Here is a 21,062-nt window from a genome sequence, read left to right as displayed (position 1 = left end):
GGAGGGTGCGGGGACTACGCTTCACCGGTGATGGACAACCGTGTACCGCCCCGTGCCAGCGGCCCCGGGCCCCGTCGCCGTGATCGTCACGGACGGGGCATGCGGGGGCCGGTCGCGCCGCCGCAGGTGCCGTTGGCCGCCAGCCGGGCCGAGGTGTTCGCGGATCTGGTGCAGGACTCCGTGGACCGTCTCGAGCGGCGCTGGCCGCAGCTGGCCGACATCGACTTCCTCGTGCTGGAGGTGCCCCGGCTGGACGGGCGGGGCGACGGCCCGGTGTGGGAGGACGAGGCCGTACCGCTCGGCGGGGTCGTGCCGGCGCGGGACGGGCGGCGGGCCCGGGTGGTCGTGTACCGGCGGCCGGTGGAGATCCGGACCAAGGGCCGCGACGAGCGGGCCGCGCTGGTGCACGAGGTGGTCGTGGAGCAGGTGGCGGAGCTGCTGGGGCTGACTCCGGAGACCGTGGACCCCCGGTACGGGGAGGACTAGGACGGCGCGGCACGCGTCTGCCGTGGGTCTCGCCCGGCCTCCCCGGCCCGCTACTTCTGCAGGATCGACAAGTCCTCTTCCGTCTCCGGGACCGATACCAGGCCGTGGTCGGTCGGGAGGGTCTGGATGGTGAAGGCGGGGGTGGAGCGGGTGGTGGCGCCGAGGGTGCGGGAGGCGTAGAGGGGGCCGCCGGAGACGGGTTCCAGGGTGAGGGCGTAGGTGCCCTTCAGGCCCGTCGGGACCGGGGCGTCCACGTTCTGCGTGGTGCCCGACTTGATCGTGTACGTCTTGGCCGCGGGGGTGCCGCCCTCGCTGCCCGCCGAGGCGGTGACCTTGACCGTGGCCGTGCCCTCGGGTGCCGCCAGGGCGAGGGTCGTGCCCTTCGCGCTGTTGCCGGCCGAGGTCGCGCGCGTGCCGACGGCGGCGGTGGCCGGGATGAACGCCGTCTCCCGCTGGTCGCCCTTTCCGCGCACCACCTGGAGCGCGGCGACGACCGGGACCGCCTCCGCCTGGCCGGTCGGGGTGAGGACCAGCGAGCCGGCCTCGCCGCGGGTGACGTCGCCGAGGTCGACCGCCGCCGTCATGCCGGACTTGACGTGCGCGCTCTCGTGCCCGGCCGGAGTGATCAGGCCGTCGGGCGAGGCCAGCCGGATCTTCAGGTCGGCGTCGTCGTCGCCCGGGGTGAAGGCGATCAGGCGGACGTCGGTGGCGTCCTTCGGGATGCCGGGTAGGACCAGATCGGCGGCCGGGTCGGCGGCCGGGGCCAGCCAGTCGCCGCCCGCCTTGTCGTCCAGGGCCCGCACGGCCGCGCCGACCCGGCCGCTGCGCACGCTGACGTGCACGGTCAGGTCGGTCTGCCGTTCCCCGGTGAGCGTGGGCAGCAGGACCGCGTCGCTCGCTCCCGGGCCGACGGTGAGGTTCTCGCCCAGCGGGGCCTTGATCGCGCCGTCCTTGCCGTACAGCTCGATGTCGACCACGGCGGCGGAGTCGTCGGGGTTGGTCAGGTGGACGTAGTCGGTGCGGCCGGCGGCCGTGCTCGCGCCCGGGAACCAGAACTCGGTGTCCGCGCCGGCGCAGGTGACGCCGAGGAGGCCGCGGCCGGTGCCGGCGGCGACCTCGGTGGTCTCCTGGAGGGTCCAGCCGGGCGCGAAGGCGCCGTCCGCGGTGCCGAGGAGCGCGGGGGCGTCGCCGCCGGAGGTGTCGCCGGTGGCCGGCGTGCCCGGCGCCTTCGGCGTGAGCACCGGCTGCCCGGCCTTCTTCCCGCCGCCCTTCTCCCCCGTGTCTCCCTTGTCTCCCTTGCCGTCCTTGCCGTCCTTGCCTGAGCCGCCGTCCGCCGACTGCTCGCCGGCCGCCCGGAGCCGGGCCGCGCCGCCGCGCGCGGCGCCCTTGGTGACGGGCGTGAACGAGGTGTACGTCGTCTCGGCGAGGTCCGAGGTGCTGGGCGCCGGGCACACCAGGCTGGTGCGCTCCACGGGCAGCCGGGCGGCGGTCCCGGCCGCGGCGGCGCCGGACGCGGACGGCGAGTCGACCGCGGCGAACGCGGTGACGGCGGCCAGCGCGGCCGTGCCGGCGATCAGGGACAGGGTGGTGCGGTTCACTGCTGGCTCCCGTCGGGACGCTGGCTGCCGGTGCCGTGGGGGTGCTGGGACGGGTCGTAGCCCTGCGGGGCGGGGTCGTACGCCGGGTCGTAGCCCTGGTGGCGGTAGGCCGTCGGGTCGTAGGACGGCTGGTCCTCGGTGCCGCCGTAGCCGTACGGGTCGTAGGGGGCCGTCCGGTAGGGGTCGGGCTGCGGGTACGGCTGCTGGTCGTAGCCGGTCGCGGCCGGGTACGGGTCCGTGCCGTAGCCGGCGTATCCGGTGTTCGCGTACGCCGCCGGGTCGTACTCCTCGTACGGCTGCTGCGGGGGTACGGCGGCCGGGGGCGGCGGGGTGCCGGGCTGGTCGGCGGCGGGCGGTTCCTCGGCCTGGGCGCGCAGGCGGCGGGCGCGGCGGCCCTCGCCGGCGGTGGCCTGGGCGGGCGGCGGCTGCTCCTCGGGCAGGTCGTCGTCGACGTCGCGGCGGCGGCCGGGCAGGGCGAGGACGACCAGGACGACGGCGAGCAGGCCCTGCGCCCACAGCCAGGCGGTGTGGCCGAGCGGGGTGTCGTAGGTGACGTCGAGCCGGCCGCCCTGTGCGGGGAGCCGGAAGCCCTGGGCCCAGCCGTCGACCGTGGTGCGGGTGAGCGGCTTGCCGTCGAGAGTGGCCGTCCAGCCGTCGGCGGCGCCGTCGGCCAGGCGCAGGACACGGCCGTCGGGACCGGCGGGCACGGTGGTGTGGATCTCCACCGGGCCCGCGGTGACCGGCCGGGCCTTGCCGGAGCCGCCGGCGGGCACGATGGCCGCGCGGGAGACCTCCTGGTCGACGCGCCACAGGGCGCCGCCGTTCTGCTGGCTGAGCCGGGTCAGGCCGGGAGTGGCGTCGAGGACGCGGGTGATCTCGCGCGGCGCGCCCTGGTGGACGAGGACGTAGCGCACGGCGAAGCCGCCGAGTTCGGTGGCCTGGTCGGCGCCGGAGCCGGCCACCAGGTGGGCGACGGTCTGGTCCAGGCGGGTGTTCGCGCCGTCGGCGGCGGTGAACTCGGCGTCTCCCATGCGGGCGCCGGAGCCGCGGACCAGGCTGTAGCGCACGCGCGCGGGAGAGGCGCTGTCCAGGATCAGGGTGCGGGCCTGGTCGCCGCCGGTGGAGTCCTCGGCGACGAACGCGGGCACCTGGGCCGGGTCGCGGCGCTCCAGGGGGCCGTCGGCGCCGCGGATCATCCAGCCCGCGGCGACGAGCAGCGGGCCGGCGGCCGAGGCGAGGGCGATCAGGGCGGCGACGGGCTGGCGCCAGCCGAAGCTCTGCTCGGCCACGCGCGCGCGGGCGCCGTCGGCGCCGAGGACGGCGGCGGCCAGCAGGGCGATGCCGTAGACGAGGGTGGCCGGTCCGGCCCAGGCGGACCGGTTGGACAGCACCGCGAAGACGAGGCCGGCCAGGGCGACGGCCCAGGCGGTACGGATGCCGAGCTGCCGTTCGGAGCGCAGCAGGGCGGCGAGCGCGGCGAGGACGATGCCGATGAGCAGCAGGCCGTTCATGGTGCCGGGGCCGCCGGGGGCGGCGCCGAGCAGGTCGGACGCCGAGGCGGCCGAGGCGCCGTAGGCCAGGCCGGCCTCGTGGAAGAAGCCGGTGGGGAGCAGGGTCAGCGACCAGGGGGCGAGGACCAGCAGCGGGGTGCCGAGCTGGGCGAGCAGGCGCGGTCCGTAGCCGAGCAGGTCGCGGCGGCGCAGCACCAGGACGCCGAGGCCGAGCAGCAGCGCGAGCGGCCAGACGATCGGCGTGAAGGCGGTGGCGATGGTCAGCAGCAGCGCGTACGCCCAGGTGGCGCGCCAGCTGCCGCGGGTGCCGGCGCGGCCGGCCAGGCCGCTCGCGGCGACGCCCGCGCGCGCGATGAGCGGCAGCAGCACGGCGAGGACGGCGGTGCCGACACGGCCGCCGGCCAGGGCGCCGGTGGTGGCGGGCAGGAAGGCGTAGGCGACGGCGGCCCAGGCGCGCAGCAGCCGGGAGGGGACCAGGGGCCGGGAGGCGAGGTAGGCGGTGCATCCGGCGAGCGGCACCGAGCAGACCAGCAGCACGGTGACGGCGAGGCCGGTGGAGCCGAACAGGAGTGAGCCGAGGGTGGCGACGAGGGCCAGGTAGGGCGGTGCGGCCGGAGTGCCGCCGGTGCCCGTCGGGTGCCAGGCGTCCAGGTAGCGCGACCACAGGTCGCTCGCTCCGGCCGGGACGGGCAGCAGGGCGCCGCCGGCGAGGGCGCCGCCGCCGAGCAGGGCGCGGCAGGCGGCGAGGGAGACGAGCAGCAGGGCGAGGAAGAGGACGGGGGCGGGCCGGCGGGCGATCCGCTTGAGCCGGGCGAACTGCTCGACCTCCAGGAAGTCGGCGTCGTCGCCGCCGGGCCCGGACTCCACGGCGCCGTGCCGGCCGGCCGAGGAGGTGTCGGTGTCGGAGCCGCCGGTGAGGTTGCCGGCGAGCTGCTCCACGGTGGCCCGGACGGTGGCACCGGGCGGCGGGAACAGCCGGCGCAGTTCGCCCTTGTCGATGCGGGAAGGGCCGCGGCGGCGCCGGGCGGCGATGATCCGCTCGGGACGCAGCAGGGTGCTCAGCAGGCCGCGGATCTCGTCGAGGGCCTGGCCGGGGACCTTGCCGACGAGGTAGGCGAGGGTGCGCAGGACGGTGCCGAGGACGAGTCGGAACAGCACCCAGGGCAGCGCGGCCGTACGGGCGTTGACGAGCAGGGTGTAGACGGCGCCGGCCTTGTCGACCTTGTGCGGGGAGGCGGTGGCGCGGCCGGCGCAGTCGACGGCGCGGCGCTCGCGGGAGGCGGCCTCGGCGTGCCGGACGACGGCGTCGGGGGCGATCAGGACGCGGTGGCCGGCGGTGTGGGCGCGCCAGCACAGGTCGACGTCGTCGCGCATGAGGGGCAGCCGGCGGTCGAAGCCGCCGAGCTGTTCGAAGACGTCGCGGCGGACGAGCATGCCGGCGGTGGACACGGACAGCACGTCGCGGACGTGGTCGTGCTGGCCCTGGTCCTGTTCGCGGCGGTCCAGACCGGTCCAGCGGCGGCCGGAGTTGGCGATGGAGACGCCGACCTCCAGCAGTTGGCGGCGGTCGTACCAGCCGCGCAGCTTGGGGCCGACGACCGCGACGTCGTCCCGGCCGAGTTCGAGTTCGTTGTCGACGACCCGCAGCAGCTGGGCCAGGGCGTCGGGTTCGGGGGCGCAGTCGTCGTGCAGCAGCCACAGCCACTGGACGGGTTCGCCGTGCGGCAGTTCCGGCAGGTCGTACGCGTCGTCGCGCCAGGTGCGGGTGACGGGGTCCCAGCCGCTGGGGCGCTTGAGGTACGGGAGGTCCTCGGGGGTGAGGACGGGCGCGGTGCGGCTCGCCTCCTCCACGGCCTGTCCGAAGCCGGTGCGGCGGGCCAGGTGCAGCACGCCGGCCTCGCCGAGGGCGTCGGTGAGCAGCCGGGCGGAGTCGTCCGCGCTGCCGGTGTCGGCGGCCACCGCGCACTGGACGGGACGCTCCTGGCCGAGCAGCCCGGCGAGCGCGTCGGGCAGCCAGCGGGCGCCGTCGTGGGCGACGAGGACCGCGGTCACCACATGGCGCGGGAACTCGGGTGGGCGGGACGGGTCGGGCTGCGCCGGGCGGGACGGGTCGGGCTGCGCCGGGCGGGACGGGTCGAACTCCGCCGGGCGGGACGGGTCGGACCCGGTGGGGGCGGCGCGGTGTTGGGCTGCCGCATGGCTGTGCACGGACATCGAGGTACGGGCCCCGGTTCGATGGACTGCGGTGGACGCCCGTGTTCTCTCGTGGGCCGAGGGACAGCGGGGCGTCTCGGACGAGCGCCCACACTATCGGCTGGGCACGACGGCGGCCCGCCGCCTGTGGACAACCCACGTGCGACAGGCCGTTCGTGCCCTTCGCGCTCGCGCGTCCGGTCCCTCGGGGGTCGCGCGTACGGTCACACGGCGGCCTTCTTCAGCCGGCGGCGCTCACGTTCGGACAGGCCGCCCCAGATGCCGAAGCGCTCGTCGTTGGCGAGGGCGTATTCGAGGCATTCGGAGCGGACCTCGCAGGCGAGGCAGACCTTCTTGGCCTCTCTGGTGGAGCCGCCCTTCTCCGGGAAGAAGGACTCGGGGTCGGTCTGGGCGCAGAGTGCGCGCTCCTGCCAGCCGAGTTCCTCGTCCGCGTCGTCGACCAGCAGTTGCTGCACCAGCTCGGTCATATGCGCCCCTCGTCTGTCTCGCGTCCCCGTGCGTAGCCGTTACCGATTTCGGCTGAACGACACGAGTGAAATTACAAGTGTGCTGCTCCGGGCGAGTCAAGCCGAGATCTGCTATTGGGCCCGTTATTCACTCTGCGGAACCAAGGCCATGCGGAAAGTGTTCAAATCGCCATAAACCTTGACACGCAGCCGGACCCACGGAGGCGTCCTTCTCCGCACAGGTCCTCTGTACGGAGAAGGACGCCTCCGTGTTCGATGCCGTTCCGCGAGGCTCGAGCGCTCGGATGTGCCCCATGTGTCCCGCGACCCCGATGAGCAAACCTTTCGCCTGCGAAATAAACCGGATGAGGTGAAACATGTCCCACATAACGGGCGTCCAGTTGACACTGCGCGTGTGAACCGATGTCCTAGTGGGCATGCTCGCGAACTTGGCACCCACCTCGACCCGCACCCGCGGGTCCCTCGGTGCCGCCCGCGCGCGCTGTAGCTGTTGCTGCTGTCCCAGCTGTTGAGCCAAGCCCGCTCCGGCTGTTTCCGAGTCCATCCCGGCTCGGCCGCGTTCCGCCTCTTCCGATCCCCTCATCCGGGACATCCCGCCCGCCCGCGACCCGGGCGGACCGACGCGTCACCCCAGCTCCGGCCCCCCTTCTTCCGCCGAGGACCACCGCACCCCCATGAACAGCGACAACGACCTCCAGATCGCCGGCGACATCCTCGAAGTCCCGCACCTGCTCCAGCCGCCACGCGAACACCCGGCCACCGTCGCCGAGTTCGCCGGACTCGCCCGCTCGATCGCCGCCGACCGGGACCAGTGGGCGCACCTGGTCCGCTTCGACGCCACCACCCGCTGGTACCACCGGCTGCGCACCGGTCCCGGCTACGAGGTCTGGCTGCTGTCCTGGCTGCCCGGACAGGGCAGCGGACGGCACGACCACGGCCGCTCCTCGGGGGTGCTCACCGTTCTGGAGGGCACGCTCACGGAGCACACCGTGCGCGGCACGCGCGCGCTTGCGGCGGGTGGCCAGAGGGTGTTCGCGCCGGGCTACGTCCACGAGGTCGTCAACGACGCGCTGGAGCCGGCGGTCAGTCTGCACGTGTACCACCCGGGCCTGACCGAGATGCCCATGCACGCCTCCCCGAACTGCGCGGCGCGCACGGTGACCGCCTGACGCGTTGTCGTATCCGCCTGCAAGACTTGCTCCCATGCGCATTGTGGTTCTGGCAGGCGGCATCGGCGGTGCCCGTTTCCTGCGTGGTCTGAAGCGGGCCGCGCCGGACGCGGACATCACGGTCATCGGCAACACCGGCGACGACATCCATCTCTTCGGTCTGAAGGTCTGCCCGGACCTGGACACGGTGATGTACACGCTGGGCGGCGGCATCAACGAGGAACAGGGCTGGGGGCGGACCGACGAGAGCTTCCGCGTCAAGGAGGAACTGGCGGCCTACGGCGTCGGGCCGGAGTGGTTCGGGCTCGGCGACCGGGACTTCGCCACACACATCGTGCGGACGCAGATGCTCGGCGCCGGTTACCCGCTCAGCGCGGTCACCGAGGCGCTGTGCGACCGCTGGCAGCCGGGCGTGAAGCTGATCCCGATGACCGACGACCGCGTGGAGACGCATGTGGCCGTCGAGCTGGACGGCGAGCGCAAGGCGGTCCACTTCCAGGAGTACTGGGTGAAGCTGCGCGCCTCCGTCCCGGCCCAGGCGGTCGTCCCGGTCGGCGCCGAGCAGGCCAAGCCGGCCCCGGGCGTCCTGGAGGCCATCGCCCAGGCGGACGTGATCCTCTTCCCGCCGTCCAACCCGGTGGTGTCCATCGGCACGATCCTCGCCGTGCCCGGCATCCGCGAGGCCATCGCGGACGCCGGCGTGCCCGTGGTCGGCCTCTCCCCCATCGTCGGCGACGCGCCGGTGCGCGGGATGGCCGACAAGGTGCTCGCCGCGGTCGGCGTGGAGGCCACGGCCGCCGCGGTCGCCGAGCACTACGGCTCCGGACTGCTGGACGGCTGGCTGGTCGACAGCGTGGACGCGGGCGCGGTGGAGCGGGTCGAGGCGGACGGCATCCGCTGCCGGGCCGTGCCGCTGATGATGACCGACGTCGAGGCCGCCGCGCAGATGGCGCGGGAGGCGCTGGCGCTGGCCGAGGAGGTGCGGACGGCGTGAGCGCGACGGCGTCCGCCGCCGCGGACGAGCGGCCGGAATTCCGCGTCTGGGCCCTGTCCGGCATCCCCGAGGTGCGGCCCGGCGACGACATCGCCAAGCTGATCGCCTCGGCCGGTCCGGACCTCGCCGACGGTGATGTCGTGCTCGTCACCTCCAAGATCGTCTCCAAGGCGGAGGGCCGGATCGTGCGGGCCGCCGACCGGGAGGCGGCGATTGACGCCGAGACGGTCCGGGTGGTGGCCCGGCGCGGCACGCTGCGCATCGTGGAGAACCGGCAGGGCCTGGTGATGGCCGCCGCCGGAGTCGACGCCTCCAACACCCCCGCCGGGACCGTACTGCTGCTGCCCGAGGACCCGGACGCCTCCGCGCGCGCCATCCGGGCCGGGCTGCGCGAGGCCCTCGGCGTCAACGTCGGGGTGCTCGTCACCGACACGTTCGGGCGGCCTTGGCGCTCGGGGCTCACGGACGTGGCGATCGGCGCCGCCGGGGTGCGCGTGCTGGACGATCTGCGCGGGGGCACGGACGCGTACGGCAATCCGCTGAGCGCGACCGTCGTCGCCACGGCGGACGAGCTGGCCGCCGCCGGCGACCTGGTCAAGGGCAAGGCGGCGGGCCGCCCCGTGGCCGTCGTACGCGGGCTGCCCCACGTCGTGGAGCCCGGGACCGCCGGTGCGGCGGACGAGGGCGCGCGGGCGCTGGTGCGCGGCGCGAGGGACGACATGTTCCGGCTCGGCACCTCCGAGGCGGTCCGGGAGGCCGTCACCCAGCGGCGCACCGTGCGGGCGTTCACCGACGCCCCCGTGGATGGAGGCGCCGTCCGCCGCGCGGTGGCCGCGGCGGTCACCGCGCCCGCCCCGCACCACACCACGCCCTGGCGGTTCGTGCTGCTGGAGTCGGAGGAGTCGCGGGTCCGGCTGCTCGACGCGATGCGGGACGCCTGGATCGCCGACCTGCGCCGGGACGGCAAGAGCGAGGAGTCCGTCGCGAAGCGGATCCGGCGCGGTGATGTGCTGCGCCACGCGCCGTACCTGATCGTGCCGTGCCTGGTCATGGACGGCTCGCACACCTACGGGGACGCCCGGCGGGACGCTGCCGAGCGGGAGATGTTCGTGGTCGCGATGGGCGCGGGCGTGCAGAACCTGCTGGTCGCGCTGGCCGGGGAGCAGCTGGGCTCGGCGTGGGTGTCGTCCACGATGTTCTGCCGGGACGTGGTGCGCGAGGTGCTGGGGCTGCCGGCGGACTGGGACCCGATGGGCGCGGTGGCGGTCGGCCGTCCGGCCGAGGACCCGAGGCCGCGGCCGGTGCGCGACGCGGAGGCGTTCGTGGAGGTGCGCTGAGCGCCTACCCTCGTAAAGCGGAATCGACTCTTCCGGAACATCCCGGCCGGCCTCTCCAGGACTCCCTCATGGCAGGACGCTTTCCCCAGCGGCCCGCGCGTACGACCGTGCGCGGCGGGCAGGCCGCCGTGCCCGCCGCGGTCCCCCGGCAGGCGACCGCGCCCGCGCGGGTCCGGCGGTGGGTGCCGGACGGTCCGCTGGACCTCGGGCTGACCCTCGGGCCGCTGCGGCGCGGGCCGGCCGACCCGACGTTCCGGGCCGCCGCGGACGGGTCCGTGTGGCGGGCCTGCCGTACGCCCGCCGGGCCGGGCACGGTGCGCGTGCGCGGCTGCGGCGGCGAGGTGGTCGGCGAGGCGTGGGGGCCGGGGGCGCAGTGGCTGCTGGAGTGGCTGCCCCGGCTGCTCGGCGCCGACGACGATCCCGGCGCGTTCGTGCCCCGGCACCGGGTGGTGGCGCTGGCCCGGCACCGGCGGCCGGGGCTCCGGCTGGTCCAAACCGGGCTGGTGCTGGAGTCGCTGATCCCGTCGGTGCTGGAACAGAAGGTCACCACCGACGAGGCGTACCGGGCGTGGCGGCTGCTGGTACGGCGGTTCGGGGAGCCGGCGCCGGGGCCGGCGGGAGTGGGCGAACGGCCGATGTCCGTCATGCCGGCGGCGCGGACGTGGGCGCTGATTCCCTCCTGGGAGTGGCACCGGGCCGGGGTGGACGACAAGCGGGCGTCCACGATCCTGCGGGCCGTACGGGTCGCCGCGCGGCTGGAGCAGGCGGCGGGGATGCCGGCGGCCGAGGCCCGGGCGCGGCTGGAGGTGGTGCCGGGGGTGGGGCCGTGGACCTCCGCGGAGGTGGTGCAGCGCAGTCATGGGGCGGCGGACGAGGTGACCGTCGGGGATCTGCATCTGCCGGGGATCGTGGGATGGGCGCTGGCGGGTGACCGGGAGGCCGACGACGCGGAGATGCTGCGCCTGCTCCGGCCGTACGCCGGGCAGCGGCATCGAGCGGCCCGGCTGATCCTGCTGAGCGGCCGCGTCCCGGCCCGGCGCAAGCCGAAGATGCCCCGGGTGGACATCGGGTCGCTGTGATGTCGCGGCAGGCGCCGGCCGGCGCGCGCTCCTCGACGGAGGTCCGGGGCCGGAGCGCCGACGGGTGGCGCGCCGAGCCGGTGGGCTCCTGCGCGCCGGAGCCGGGCTACTGGTCGGAGGAGAAGCGGAGCGCCCCCGCCGGGATGCGGGCGTCGCACCACACCCGTACGCCCTCGCGGAGTTCGTTGTCGGCGCCCACGACCGCGCCGTCGCCGATGACCGTACCGGTGAGGACGGAGCGTTCGCCGACGCGGGCGCGGCTGCCGATGAGGGAGTCGGTGACGACCGCGCCGGGCCCGATGACGGCGCCGGGAAGGATGGCGGAGCCGAAGACCCGCGCCCCCTGGGCGACGAACGCCCCCTCGCCCACCACCGTGCCGCCGGTCACCTTGGCGTCCGGCGCCACCGTGGCCGTGGGCAGGACGAGACGGTCGCCGCGGCGCCCGGGCACCGCCGGGGAGGGCGCGCGGCCGAGTACGAGGTCGGCCGAGCCGCGCACGAACGCGGCCGGGGTGCCGAGGTCCAGCCAGTACGTGGAGTCGACCATGCCCTGGAGATGCGCCCCGGCCGACAGCAGGTCCGGGAAGGTCTCGCGTTCCACGGAGACCGGCCGGCCCGCCGGGATCGTGTCGATGACCGACCGCCTGAAGACGTACGCCCCCGCGTTGATCTGGTCGGTGACGATCTCCTCCGGCGTCTGCGGCTTCTCCAGGAAGGCCAGCACCCGGCCGGAGGAGTCGGTGGGGACCAGGCCGTAGGCCCTCGGGTCGGTCACCCGGGTCAGGTGCAGCGAGACGTCCGCGCCCGTCGTCTCGTGGGTGTCCACCAGCGCCCTGATGTCCAGGCCCGTCAGGATGTCGCCGTTGAAGACGAGCACCGGGTCGTCGGGGCCGCAGCGCAGCCGTCCGGCGACGTTGCGGATCGCGCCGCCGGTGCCGAGGGGCTCCTCCTCGGTGACGTACTCGATGTGCAGGCCCAGCGCGGAGCCGTCGCCGAAGTACGGCTCGAAGACCTCGGCCAGATAGCTGGTCGCGAGGACGATGTGCTCCACGCCCGCCGCCCGCGCCCGCGCCAGCTGGTGGGTGAGGAACGGCACCCCGGCGGCCGGGACCATCGGCTTGGGCGTGTGCACCGTGAGCGGGCGCAGCCGGGTGCCCTTGCCGCCGACCAGGAGGATCGCTTCTGTCACCTGTCGTCTCTGCTTCCTGCCGGGACCGCCCGAACTACTCGTCTCACTCGTTTCGGCCGGTCAGTGTATGCAGACCGGCCGGTGGCGCCCGCGCCGGCCGCGCGGTGTCCCACAAGATCGGCGCGCGGGTTCCCCCGTCCGCCGGGCCTCAGCGCCCCTGGTAGCGCGCCGCGTCGGCGCGGGCCGTGCCGAGCTTGGCGTACAGCAGCCTTCCGGGGCACTCGGTGGCGACCCCGTCGCGATGGCCGGACAGCACGTTCAGCCGGACGTTCTTTCCCTTGGGATAGAGGTCGCCGCCGCCCGACGTCAGGGAGGTCTTCGCCCTCGGGTCGGCGCCGTAGAGCCCGAGCTTCCACGCGGCGAGCCGGGCTACGGCCGTGACCGCGGCGCCCGGCGGCCGGGTCGTGCCGTAGGTGCCGAGCACGGCGACGCCCATGCTGTCGGTGTTGAACCCGAGCGTGTGCGCACCGAGCACCGCCTTGGCCACGCCTCCGGCCCGGCCCTCGTAGAGCGTGCCGCACTTGTCGACCAGGAAGTTGTAGCCGATGTCCCGCCAGCCCATGCTCTTGACGTGGTAGCGGTAGATGCCGCGGATGACGGAAGGGGCCTGGGCGCAGGTGTACTTGTTGCCCGACGCCGTGTGGTGCACGAAGGCCGCCTTGATCCTCTTCGTGTAGACGAACCCGCGTTCGCGCAGCGACTCGTCGGCGCCCCAGCCCCGGCGCGTGACGATTTTCGGACGCGGCCCGATGTACGGCTTGCCCCGCACCGGCCCCTGAAGCTTCGTCAGCTCCGCCACGGTGGCCGGTCCGTCGAGTTCCGGGATCTCGGTGGTGCCGAAGGCGGCGATGTCGGCGTTGGCACCCGAGGCGGCGATCGCGGCCTCCGTGTCCAGTTCGGTGGACGGCGGTTCGCCGGCGGCCACTCCCACGGCCGGCGCCTCCCCGGCTTCCCCGGCCGTCCCCGCCCGCCCCGGCCCGCCCGTGTCCTCGCCGGGATCGACCAGTTCCAGGCGCAGTCCCGGCGGCAGCGCCCCGCGCACGTTCCGCGCGGGCCCGTCGCCGTCCGGTCCGTCGGCCCGCACCCGTACGTCCACGCCGTCCGAGGGGCCCACCCACAGCGGCGCGGTCGCCCCGCGCACGCCACGGGCGGCGCGTTCCGCCGTGCCCGGGTCGGCGCCGTGGCCGGCGGTGTGCGTCTCGACGTCCTGCCAGCCGGTCCACTCTCCCGTCAGGGCGGACCGGGTACGCACCCGCACCCGGCCGCGCAGCTCGCTGCCGGCGTCGTCCCAGACCACGCCGACCAGCGCGAACCGGGCAAGGCCGGTGCGGCGCAGCCCCTGCTCCGGGGCCGCGCCGAGGACGCGTTCACGGCCGAGCGGGACGAGCGGCAGCGAGCGCGTGCTGCCCGCGACCGCCTCCCCGGCGCGGCCGCCCCCGGCCACGGCGGGCGCGGAGGCGACGGCGGGCGGGGCGAGGGCGAGGACGGCCGCGCAGGCGGTGCCGACCGAGCGGACGACGAGCGGGGAGACGCCGGAAGAGGTAGTGAGGAATCCACGCATACGTCTGATCTTGGACATAACCATGTAAAGCTGTCCATAGGACAACTGACGGACCGTCGGACGGTGTTCCGCCGAACCGGTGGCTCGTTCCTCCCTGCGCGTGCCCGGCCGCGCGTACCCTGTCCCGCGTGAACGCCACCGATCGCACCCCCGCCGACCTGCTGACTTCCGCGCTCGCCGCGGACCCCGGCCGCCCGCTGGTGACCTTCTACGACGACGCCACGGGCGAACGTGTCGAACTGTCCGTGGCCACCTTCGCCAATTGGGTGGCCAAGACCGCCAACCTCCTCCAGGGCGACCTGGCCGCGGCGCCCGGCGACCGTGTCGCGCTGCTGCTGCCCGCGCACTGGCAGACGGCGGTGTGGCTGCTGGCCTGTTCCTCGGTGGGCGTGGTCGCGGACGTCGCCGGGGACCCGGCGGCGGCCGACGTCGTGGTGAGCGGACCCGACACGCTGGAGGCCGCGCGGGCCTGCCGGGGCGAGCGGGTGGCACTGGCGCTGCGGCCCCTGGGCGGGCGGTTCCCGCAGCCGCCCGAGGGGTTCCTCGACTACGCCGTGGAGGCGCCGGGCCAGGGCGACCGGTTCGCCCCGTTCGCGCCGGTGGACCCGCGGGAGCCGGCGCTCGTCGTCGCCGGGCGGGAGTTCGGCGGAGCGGAGGTGGTCGAGCGGGCCGCGGCCGAGGCGCCCTCGCTGGAGCTGACCGGACCCGGTTCCCGGCTGCTGTCGGGACTGCCGTACGACACCTGGGAGGGGCTGAGCGCGGGGCTGTACTCGCCGCTGGCGGTCGGCGGGTCCGTGGTGCTGTGCCGGAACCTGGACCGGCTGGACGAGGAGGCCCTCGCCAAGCGCGTCGAGAGCGAGCGGGTGACCACGCTCCGCCGCTGAGCCGGCCCGGCGAGCCGCACCTCTCCGCGCGGCCCCGCCCCGTACGTCCGCCGCGACACGGACGACACGGACGCCCACGCACCGGTCGGGACGGCACGCCTCGGCCCGAGGCGGCCCCCCCCCGACCCAAGGCGGAACGCACCAGTCCGAGGCGGCACCCCTCGGGCCCGAACGGTACGCCTCGGTCCGGACGGCACCCCTCGCCCCAAGGCGGCACCCCACGGTCCGGGACGGCACCCCTCGGTCCGGGACGGCACCCCTCGGTCCAGAGCCGCACGCGACGGTCCGGTGCGGGCCCCGCGATGGCGTGGGCGCCCGCGCGGACGCCCGTCCCTCGCCTCGTACGGCCGTCGCGAGGCGGATCGCGGCTCCCGCGGTCCCGGCCCTCCGCCTCACCCGTTCGGAGCAGCAAAGGGCGCTGACTCCTCCCCTCCCCGCCATCGTCGTAAGTGCAGCACGTGCCGCTCGTACGCCATGAGGGGACGGCCCATCGTGACCGAGACCGCAGGCAGGCCCCTCGGCACCGGTCCCGGGGCCTCGGCCACCGGCGAGGGGCTGATACGGCGTCGGCGGCGCCGGCTGCGGAACTCGGCACTGGGGGCGGCGGCCCTCCTCCTCGTCGCCGCCGGTGCCGGCTGGGCCGGTTACGCCCGGCTCAGCGCCAACATCACCCCCGACGAGGCCGCCGCCGCAGAACTGGCGCGCTATGAACGGGAACGGCCCACCGCACTGGTGCGCGACGCGCAGAACATCCTGGTGATCGGGTCCGACACCCGGGCCGGGGACGCCAACCGCGGGTACGGCAAGGGCGTCGTCGGCCAGCGTTCGGACACCACGATCCTGCTGCACCTGGCCGCGGACCGGACCAGCGCCACCGCCGTCTCGCTGCCCCGGGACCTGATGGTCGACATCCCCTCCTGCCGGCGGGAGGACGGCACGCGCGGCGACCCGGTGTTCGCGATGTTCAACCACGCCTTCGAGGTCGGGGGTTCGGCGTGCACGATCCGCACCGTGGAGAAGCTCACGGGCATCCGCGTCGACCACCACATGGTGCTGGACTTCGCCGGTTTCAAGGAGATGGTGGACGCCGTCGACGGCGTCCAGGTGTGTCTGAGCGAACCGGTGGACGACAAGGCGGCGAAGCTGCGGCTGCCCGCCGGCCGGGTCACGCTGGACGGGGAGCAGGCGCTCGGGTACGTGCGCGCCCGCAAGTCGCTCGGCAACGGCAGCGACACCGACCGGATGGAGCGCCAGCAGCGGTTCCTCGGCGCGCTCGTCGACAAGGTGCGCGGTGACGACGTGCTGCTCAATCCGGTGAAGCTGTATCCGCTGCTGGACGCGGCGACCTCCGCGCTGACCACCGACCCGGGACTGGCGAGCCTGCGCGGGCTGTACCAGCTGGCGCGCGGGCTGCGCGACATCCCCACCGAGCAGGTGCGGTTCCTGACGGTGCCGAGGACGTCGTACGTCTACGACGCCAATCGCGACCAGCTCGTGGAGCCGGAGGCGGAGAAACTGTTCGCGCGGCTGCGGGCCGATCAGCCGGTGGCGGTGGCCCGGGAGAATTCACGGAGAGTTCCCCGGGAGGACACCGGCGCGGGCGGCCCGGACGGTCCCGCGCCCGCCCCGACGTTCCGCGGGTACACCGCCGCCGAACACACCTGTGAGTGAGCAGTCCACCGAAAAAGCGAGCCCCGGTTCGGAAAATGAGGGGGATTGCCCGGTTGTAGGCACGTCGAATTTGTCACCGGCGTCGCCCGACGCTGAACTGGGCGGATAGTGTGAGCGATCCGGTGCACCTGGCCGCGAGGTCCGTCCTGGGGTCGTGCACTGTTTCACCGAGACCCGAGCGCCTTGGAGGGGGTAAGGCGCCGCGTGGCCCCGACGGAGGATTCGGACAACCGTGGACGCGCAAGGCCGTGGGCGGGCGGACAACATCGACCCCGCAGACCAGTGGGTGCTCAATCCGAACACCGGCGAATACGAACTGCGACTGAGCCCTTCCGCAGCGCAGCCGCCGGTTCCCGGACCGCGCAGACCGTCCGCACCGGACGGCGGCGGTGCGGCGGGCCGCCGTGCCCGGCGGCCGGACGGAGCGGACCGGCAGCCGGACGAGAAGGGCGGGCAGTCGTCGCGGGCCGAGCGCGGCTCCGAGGTGCCGGCGCCGCGCTCGGCCCGGCGCCGGAGCGCGGAGCCGGAGGCGCCCCAGGGCCGGCGCGCTTCGCGGCGCCCGCCGAAGAAGAAGTCGCGGGCGAAGAAGGTGCTGCTGTGGACCGGCGGGTCCATGGCGTTCGTGCTGGTCGCCGTGTCGGCCGCCGGCTACCTCTACATCAAGCACCTCAACGACAACATCACGTCCGTGTCCGACGACGGTGCCAGTACCGGTGGCTTCCGCAAGGACGAGGCGATCAACATCCTGCTGATCGGCACCGACAAGCGCACCGGCAAGGGCAACGAGGGCTACGGCGACTCGGGCAGCGTCGGCCACGCCGACACCACGATCCTGCTGCACGTCTCCAAGGACCGGTCCAACGCCACCGCGCTGAGCATCCCGCGTGACCTGATCGTCGACGTCCCGGACTGCCCGACCGAGCAGGAGGACGGCACCCAGAAGGTCATCCCGGGCTCCGCGGGCGTCCGCTTCAACACGAGCCTCGGGCAGGACGACCGGACGCCGAGCTGCACCATGCGCACGGTGACCGAGCTGACCGGGATCAAGCCGGACGACTTCATGGTGGCCGACTTCAACGCGGTCAAGACGCTGACCGAGGCGGTCGACGGCGTCGAGGTGTGCCTGGCCAAGGACATCGACGACCCGGACTCGCACCTGAAGCTGTCCAAGGGCACGCACACGATCTCCGGTGAGCAGGCGCTGGCGTTCGTGCGCACCCGGCACTCCGTCGGCCTCGGCGGCGACCTGAGCCGCATCGGTCTCCAGCAGCAGTTCCTGGGCGCGCTGATGCGCAAGCTGAAGGGCAACTCCACGCTGACCAGCCCGACGAAGATGGTGAAGCTGGCGGAGGCCGGCACCAAGGCGCTGACCGTGGACGACAAGCTGGACGACATCAACAGGCTGAAGGACCTGGGGCTGGAGCTGGGCAAGCTCAACCCGAAGAACCTGGCCTTCACGACGTTGCCGGTCAAGGACAACCCGGCCGACGGCACCGTGCACAAGACGGTGATCGTCGATCCGGCGCTGGCCCCGCAGGTGTTCGACGCCATCCGGAACGACGTCTCCTTCACCGAGGTGAAGAAGAAGCAGAAGGCGGCGAAGGACGCCCAGGCCGCCCGGCTGAAGGGCACCAAGGCGCCCGCCTCCGACGTGCGGGTGCGCGTCCTCAACGGCGGGGCGGAGACCGGCAGCGCGCAGGCGGTGCTCGCCTGGCTGCAGAACGACGAGGGCGTGACCAAGTCGGAGAACGGCGGCAACGCCCCCGAGAAGCTGGCCAGGACCACACTGGAGTACGCGCCCGGCCAGGCGGCACAGGCCCGCCGGCTGGCCGCGGTCATGGGCCTGTCCGGGGCCGCGATGAAGCCGGGCGAGAGCGTGACCAACGCGCAGGGACTGCCGGCGATGACGCTGACCCTGGGCAAGGACTTCAAGGGAGCGGGGATCTCCCTGACACCTCCGACAAAGGCGCCGGCGGTCGACAAGTCCACGGCGGACAAGGTGAAGTGCGCCTCGTAGGTAACCCATGGGGCCCGTCGTGCGTCTAACCGGACGCGGGACGGGCCCGCTGCTTGGCGCGAGGGCGGGGAGGGCAGGGAATTTGGCGCAGAGCGAGGTGCGCGGAAAGGCTCCGGCGGTCGAGGAGGGGGCAGCGCGTGCGCCCCGGACCGCGGACGGGCCGGCGGGTCCGGGCCGGCGAAGGGGCAGGCGGCGGCCGGGCGGTGCGGGGACCGACCGGCGACGGCGCAGAAGGCGGGTGCTGCGCTGGTCGGCGACGGTGCTGGCGGTAGTGATACTCGGCACCGCGGGTGCCGGATATCTGTACTACCAGCATCTCAACGGCAACCTTCAGAAGGGGCGGCGCGCCAACGGCGACGACTCCAAGGCGCACCGGACCGCGCCGAACGCGGCGGGCCAGACCCCGCTGAACATCCTGCTGATCGGCTCCGACAGCCGGAATTCCAAGGAGAACCTGAAGCTCGGCGGCAGCAGGGACCACGTCGGCGACCCGCCGCTGGCGGACGTGCAGATGCTCATCCACCTCTCGGCGGACCGCAAGAGCGCCGCGATGATCAGCATCCCGCGCGACACCCGGGTGGACATCCCCGCGTGCACGGACCCCGACACCGGCAAGGAATATCCGCCGACGAACGACATCATCAACGTCACCCTGGCCCGTGGCGGGGCCGGCTGCACGCTGCTGACCTGGGAGAACCTCACCGGGGTCTATATCGACCACTGGATGACGATCGACTTCGCGGGCGTGGTGCGGATGGCGGACGCGATCGGCGGCGTCGACGTCTGCGTGAACCAGAACGTGTCGGACCATCCGACGGCCACCGTGTCCGGCGGGTCCGGGCTGAAGCTGACCAAGGGCACGCACAAGGTGAAGGGCAAGCAGGCCCTGCAGTGGCTGCGCACCCGGCACGCCTGGGGCGACGACCTGATGCGGGCCCGCGCCCAGCACATGTACCTGAACTCGATGATCCGCACGCTCAAGCAGCAGAACGTGTTCACCGACACCGGCCGGCTGATGGACCTGGCGGACGCGGCCATCAAGTCGTTGCACGTGTCCGAGGAGATCACCACGGTCAAGAAGCTCTACGACCTCGGCATGCAGATGAAGTCGGTGCCGACCGACCGCATCACCTCCGTGACCATGCCCAACCTGAAGGACCCGCAGAACAAGAACCACGTCGTCCCCGACGAGGAGAACGCCGGCAAGATGTGGCGGATGCTCCGGGACGACGTGCCGTTCGACAAGAACGGCGGGAAGAAGGACGGGAAGAAGGACGCGGGCAAGGGCAAGCCGGACAAGAAGCCCTCGCTGGACCCGGCCCGGCTCGGGGTGCTGGTGCAGAACGCCACCCGGACCTCCACCGACGCCGCGGTGCCGCAGCGCGCGTCGGCGATCGGCCAGGTGCTGGCGGGCAAGGGCTACGCCCGGGCGCAGGCCGACGCCTCGGGCAGCCTGGCCGAGGACAGGACGCTGGTGCGCTATCCGAGCGCGGACCTGGAGGGCGACGCCCAGGCGGTGGCCCGGGCGCTGGGCATCCCGGCGGCCCAGGTGCAGAAGTCGACCGACGTCTCGGGGGTCACGGTCGTCGTCGGCGCGGACTGGCGCTCCGGCTCGGCCTATCCGAAGAAGTCCGAGCCCAAGGCCGGCGACCTGCCGGAGAACTCCGACGCCGTCAACGGCTCGGACACCTCCAAGTGCATGGACGTGTACGCCCCCTACCGCTGGTAGCGGCCGGCGGACCGGCGCCCGGGGCCCCCGTACAGGGGCCCCGGCGCGGGTTCAGGCGTGGACCGCGGGCCGGCGGGAGGCGATGACCCGGCGCGCCAGCGACTTCGGGCTGGTCAGGAAGCCCCAGCCCCACGACATGTGCATGGTGGCCAGGGCCACGGGTATGCGCAGCCGGGCCTTCGGCGGCAGTCCCCTGCCGGCCGGGACCGAGCCCGCGACGATCGCGGCCAGGTAGCCGCCGGGGACCACCAGGGCCCAGGGGGTCAGGGCGACGCCGACGACCAGGCCCGCCGCGATCGCGCACACCGCAACCGGCGGGGCGAGGTAGCGCAGGTTGATCGAGCCGGAGTGGTAGCGGGCGACGACGTGCCGCCAGCGGCCGTAGTCCTTGTACTGCTTGGCCAGCGCGCGCACCGACGGCCGCGGCCGGTAGGACACCCGCAGTTCGGGCGAGAACCAGATCAGGCCGCCCGCCTCGCGGATCCGGAAGTTCAGCTCCCAGTCCTGGGCGCGGATGAACTCCTCGTTGTAGCCGCCCTGCTGCTCCAGCGCCTCGCGCCGGAACACGCCGAGGTAGACGGTCTCGGCGGGGCCGGCCCGGCCGCCGGTGTGGAAGGCCGCGTTGCCGACGCCGATCTTCGACGTCATGGCGGCGGCCACCGCGTGCTCCCAGGCGTTCTCGCCCTCGGCGTGCATGATGCCGCCGACGTTCTGCGCGCCGGTCTCCTCCAGCAGCCGCACGGCGGTGGCGATGTAGTTCGGCGAGAGCATGCCGTGGCCGTCCACGCGGACCACGATCGGGTGCCGGGACGCCTTGATGGCCGCGTTCAGCGCGGCCGGGGTGCGGCCGGTCGGGTTGGGCACGGTGTGCACGCGGGGGTCCGCGCGGACCAGCTCGGCGGCGATCTCGTCCGTGCGGTCCGTGGACGGACCGAGGGCGATCACGACCTCCATCTCGCCGGCGTACTCCTGCGCGAGGATCGCTTCGACGGCTCCGCGCAGGTGCCGTTCCTCGTTGAGGACGGGCATGATCACGGACACTGCGGGGAGCCGCACGTCGGGCTTGGCGTTCATAGGGGCCTCACGTTACCGCGAACGGGGGACACGGGTGCGCGCCGCCGGGACCGCGACGCGGGCTGGAGATCGTATCGGCCTA

The 21,062-nt window shown here is 74.1% G+C and carries 15 protein-coding genes; 9 read left to right on the top strand and 6 right to left on the bottom strand.

The window, feature by feature from the left end:
- The first annotated feature begins 99 nt into the window (after nucleotides 1-99).
- Nucleotides 100-486, top strand: a complete 387-nt coding sequence (locus SCK26_RS22960; RefSeq protein WP_318203206.1) for a metallopeptidase family protein — start codon at nucleotides 100-102, stop codon at nucleotides 484-486.
- Between the two features lie 50 nt (nucleotides 487-536).
- On the opposite strand, the gene SCK26_RS22955 is transcribed toward SCK26_RS22960, so the two are convergent.
- From SCK26_RS22955 to SCK26_RS22945, 3 genes are all read right to left on the bottom strand, one after another.
- Entirely contained in the window at nucleotides 537-2,084 is a 1,548-nt protein-coding gene (locus tag SCK26_RS22955; protein WP_318203205.1) for a DUF5719 family protein, read from the bottom strand.
- Nucleotides 2,081-5,809 carry a glycosyltransferase family 2 protein gene (locus SCK26_RS22950; protein ID WP_318203204.1) on the bottom strand — a complete coding sequence of 1,243 codons (3,729 nt, stop codon included), beginning with the start codon at nucleotides 5,807-5,809 and terminating at the stop codon, nucleotides 2,081-2,083. The genes SCK26_RS22955 and SCK26_RS22950 overlap by 4 nt, the downstream gene beginning before the upstream one ends.
- 203 nt (nucleotides 5,810-6,012) lie before the next feature.
- Complete coding sequence (locus SCK26_RS22945; RefSeq protein WP_003975777.1) at nucleotides 6,013-6,276, bottom strand: WhiB family transcriptional regulator; 264 nt, start codon at nucleotides 6,274-6,276, stop codon at nucleotides 6,013-6,015.
- 674 nt (nucleotides 6,277-6,950) lie between these two features.
- Here SCK26_RS22945 and SCK26_RS22940 point away from each other — a divergent pair.
- The 4 genes from SCK26_RS22940 (at nucleotide 6,951) to SCK26_RS22925 (ending at nucleotide 10,855) form a co-directional block, all read left to right on the top strand.
- Nucleotides 6,951-7,445 (top strand): cysteine dioxygenase family protein, encoded by a 495-nt coding sequence (locus SCK26_RS22940; RefSeq protein WP_318203203.1) that lies wholly within the window; start codon nucleotides 6,951-6,953, stop codon nucleotides 7,443-7,445.
- A gap of 34 nt (nucleotides 7,446-7,479) precedes the next feature.
- Entirely contained in the window at nucleotides 7,480-8,439 is a 960-nt protein-coding gene (cofD, locus tag SCK26_RS22935; protein ID WP_318203202.1) for a 2-phospho-L-lactate transferase, read from the top strand.
- Nucleotides 8,436-9,776, top strand: a complete 1,341-nt coding sequence (locus SCK26_RS22930) for a coenzyme F420-0:L-glutamate ligase (protein ID WP_318203201.1) — start codon at nucleotides 8,436-8,438, stop codon at nucleotides 9,774-9,776. Before cofD ends, SCK26_RS22930 begins: the two co-directional genes overlap by 4 nt.
- Before the next feature lie 68 nt (nucleotides 9,777-9,844).
- A complete protein-coding gene (locus SCK26_RS22925) occupies nucleotides 9,845-10,855 on the top strand; it encodes a DNA-3-methyladenine glycosylase 2 family protein (protein ID WP_318203200.1) in 1,011 nt (336 codons plus the stop codon).
- A 106-nt stretch (nucleotides 10,856-10,961) separates the two neighbouring features.
- Here the strand turns inward: SCK26_RS22925 and SCK26_RS22920 are convergent, their stop codons facing one another.
- On the bottom strand, nucleotides 10,962-12,044 hold the full coding sequence (locus SCK26_RS22920; RefSeq protein WP_318203199.1) for an NDP-sugar synthase: 1,083 nt from the start codon (nucleotides 12,042-12,044) through the stop codon (nucleotides 10,962-10,964).
- Nucleotides 12,045-12,192: 148 nt separating this feature from the next.
- A complete protein-coding gene (locus SCK26_RS22915; protein ID WP_412080861.1) occupies nucleotides 12,193-13,623 on the bottom strand; it encodes a peptidoglycan recognition protein in 1,431 nt (476 codons plus the stop codon).
- A gap of 110 nt (nucleotides 13,624-13,733) precedes the next feature.
- On the opposite strand from SCK26_RS22915, the gene SCK26_RS22910 reads away from it, so the two are divergent.
- The 4 genes from SCK26_RS22910 to SCK26_RS22895 all read left to right on the top strand — a co-directional run bounded on the left by SCK26_RS22910 (nucleotide 13,734) and on the right by SCK26_RS22895 (nucleotide 19,906).
- On the top strand, nucleotides 13,734-14,489 hold the full coding sequence (locus SCK26_RS22910) for a TIGR03089 family protein (RefSeq protein WP_318203197.1): 756 nt from the start codon (nucleotides 13,734-13,736) through the stop codon (nucleotides 14,487-14,489).
- A 474-nt stretch (nucleotides 14,490-14,963) separates the two neighbouring features.
- Nucleotides 14,964-16,160, top strand: a complete 1,197-nt coding sequence (locus SCK26_RS22905) for an LCP family protein (protein ID WP_412080771.1) — start codon at nucleotides 14,964-14,966, stop codon at nucleotides 16,158-16,160.
- Between the two features lie 232 nt (nucleotides 16,161-16,392).
- On the top strand, nucleotides 16,393-18,177 hold the full coding sequence (locus SCK26_RS22900) for an LCP family protein (protein WP_318203195.1): 1,785 nt from the start codon (nucleotides 16,393-16,395) through the stop codon (nucleotides 18,175-18,177).
- A gap of 238 nt (nucleotides 18,178-18,415) precedes the next feature.
- On the top strand, nucleotides 18,416-19,906 hold the full coding sequence (locus SCK26_RS22895; protein ID WP_412080770.1) for an LCP family protein: 1,491 nt from the start codon (nucleotides 18,416-18,418) through the stop codon (nucleotides 19,904-19,906).
- 51 nt (nucleotides 19,907-19,957) lie between these two features.
- Here the strand turns inward: SCK26_RS22895 and SCK26_RS22890 are convergent, their stop codons facing one another.
- Entirely contained in the window at nucleotides 19,958-20,980 is a 1,023-nt protein-coding gene (locus tag SCK26_RS22890; RefSeq protein ID WP_318203193.1) for a glycosyltransferase family 2 protein, read from the bottom strand.
- Between the last annotated feature and the right edge of the window lie 82 nt (nucleotides 20,981-21,062).

Source organism: Streptomyces sp. SCL15-4 (assembly GCF_033366695.1).
GTDB lineage: Bacteria > Actinomycetota > Actinomycetes > Streptomycetales > Streptomycetaceae > Streptomyces.
This window is presented reverse-complemented; position numbering and strand designations above follow the sequence as displayed.

Bases quoted from the DNA above. Each gene is read 5' to 3' on its own strand.
- SCK26_RS22905 (WP_412080771.1), top strand. From the start codon at position 14,964: ATGAGGGGACGGCCCATCGTGACCGAGACCGCAGGCAGGCCCCTCGGC.
- SCK26_RS22960 (WP_318203206.1), top strand. From the start codon at position 100: ATGCGGGGGCCGGTCGCGCCGCCGCAGGTGCCGTTGGCCGCCAGCCGG.
- SCK26_RS22925 (WP_318203200.1), top strand. From the start codon at position 9,845: ATGGCAGGACGCTTTCCCCAGCGGCCCGCGCGTACGACCGTGCGCGGC.
- cofD (WP_318203202.1), top strand. From the start codon at position 7,480: ATGCGCATTGTGGTTCTGGCAGGCGGCATCGGCGGTGCCCGTTTCCTG.
- SCK26_RS22890 (WP_318203193.1), bottom strand. From the start codon at position 20,980: ATGAACGCCAAGCCCGACGTGCGGCTCCCCGCAGTGTCCGTGATCATG.
- SCK26_RS22940 (WP_318203203.1), top strand. From the start codon at position 6,951: ATGAACAGCGACAACGACCTCCAGATCGCCGGCGACATCCTCGAAGTC.
- SCK26_RS22915 (WP_412080861.1), bottom strand. From the start codon at position 13,623: ATGTCCAAGATCAGACGTATGCGTGGATTCCTCACTACCTCTTCCGGC.
- SCK26_RS22950 (WP_318203204.1), bottom strand. From the start codon at position 5,809: ATGTCCGTGCACAGCCATGCGGCAGCCCAACACCGCGCCGCCCCCACC.
- SCK26_RS22945 (WP_003975777.1), bottom strand. From the start codon at position 6,276: ATGACCGAGCTGGTGCAGCAACTGCTGGTCGACGACGCGGACGAGGAA.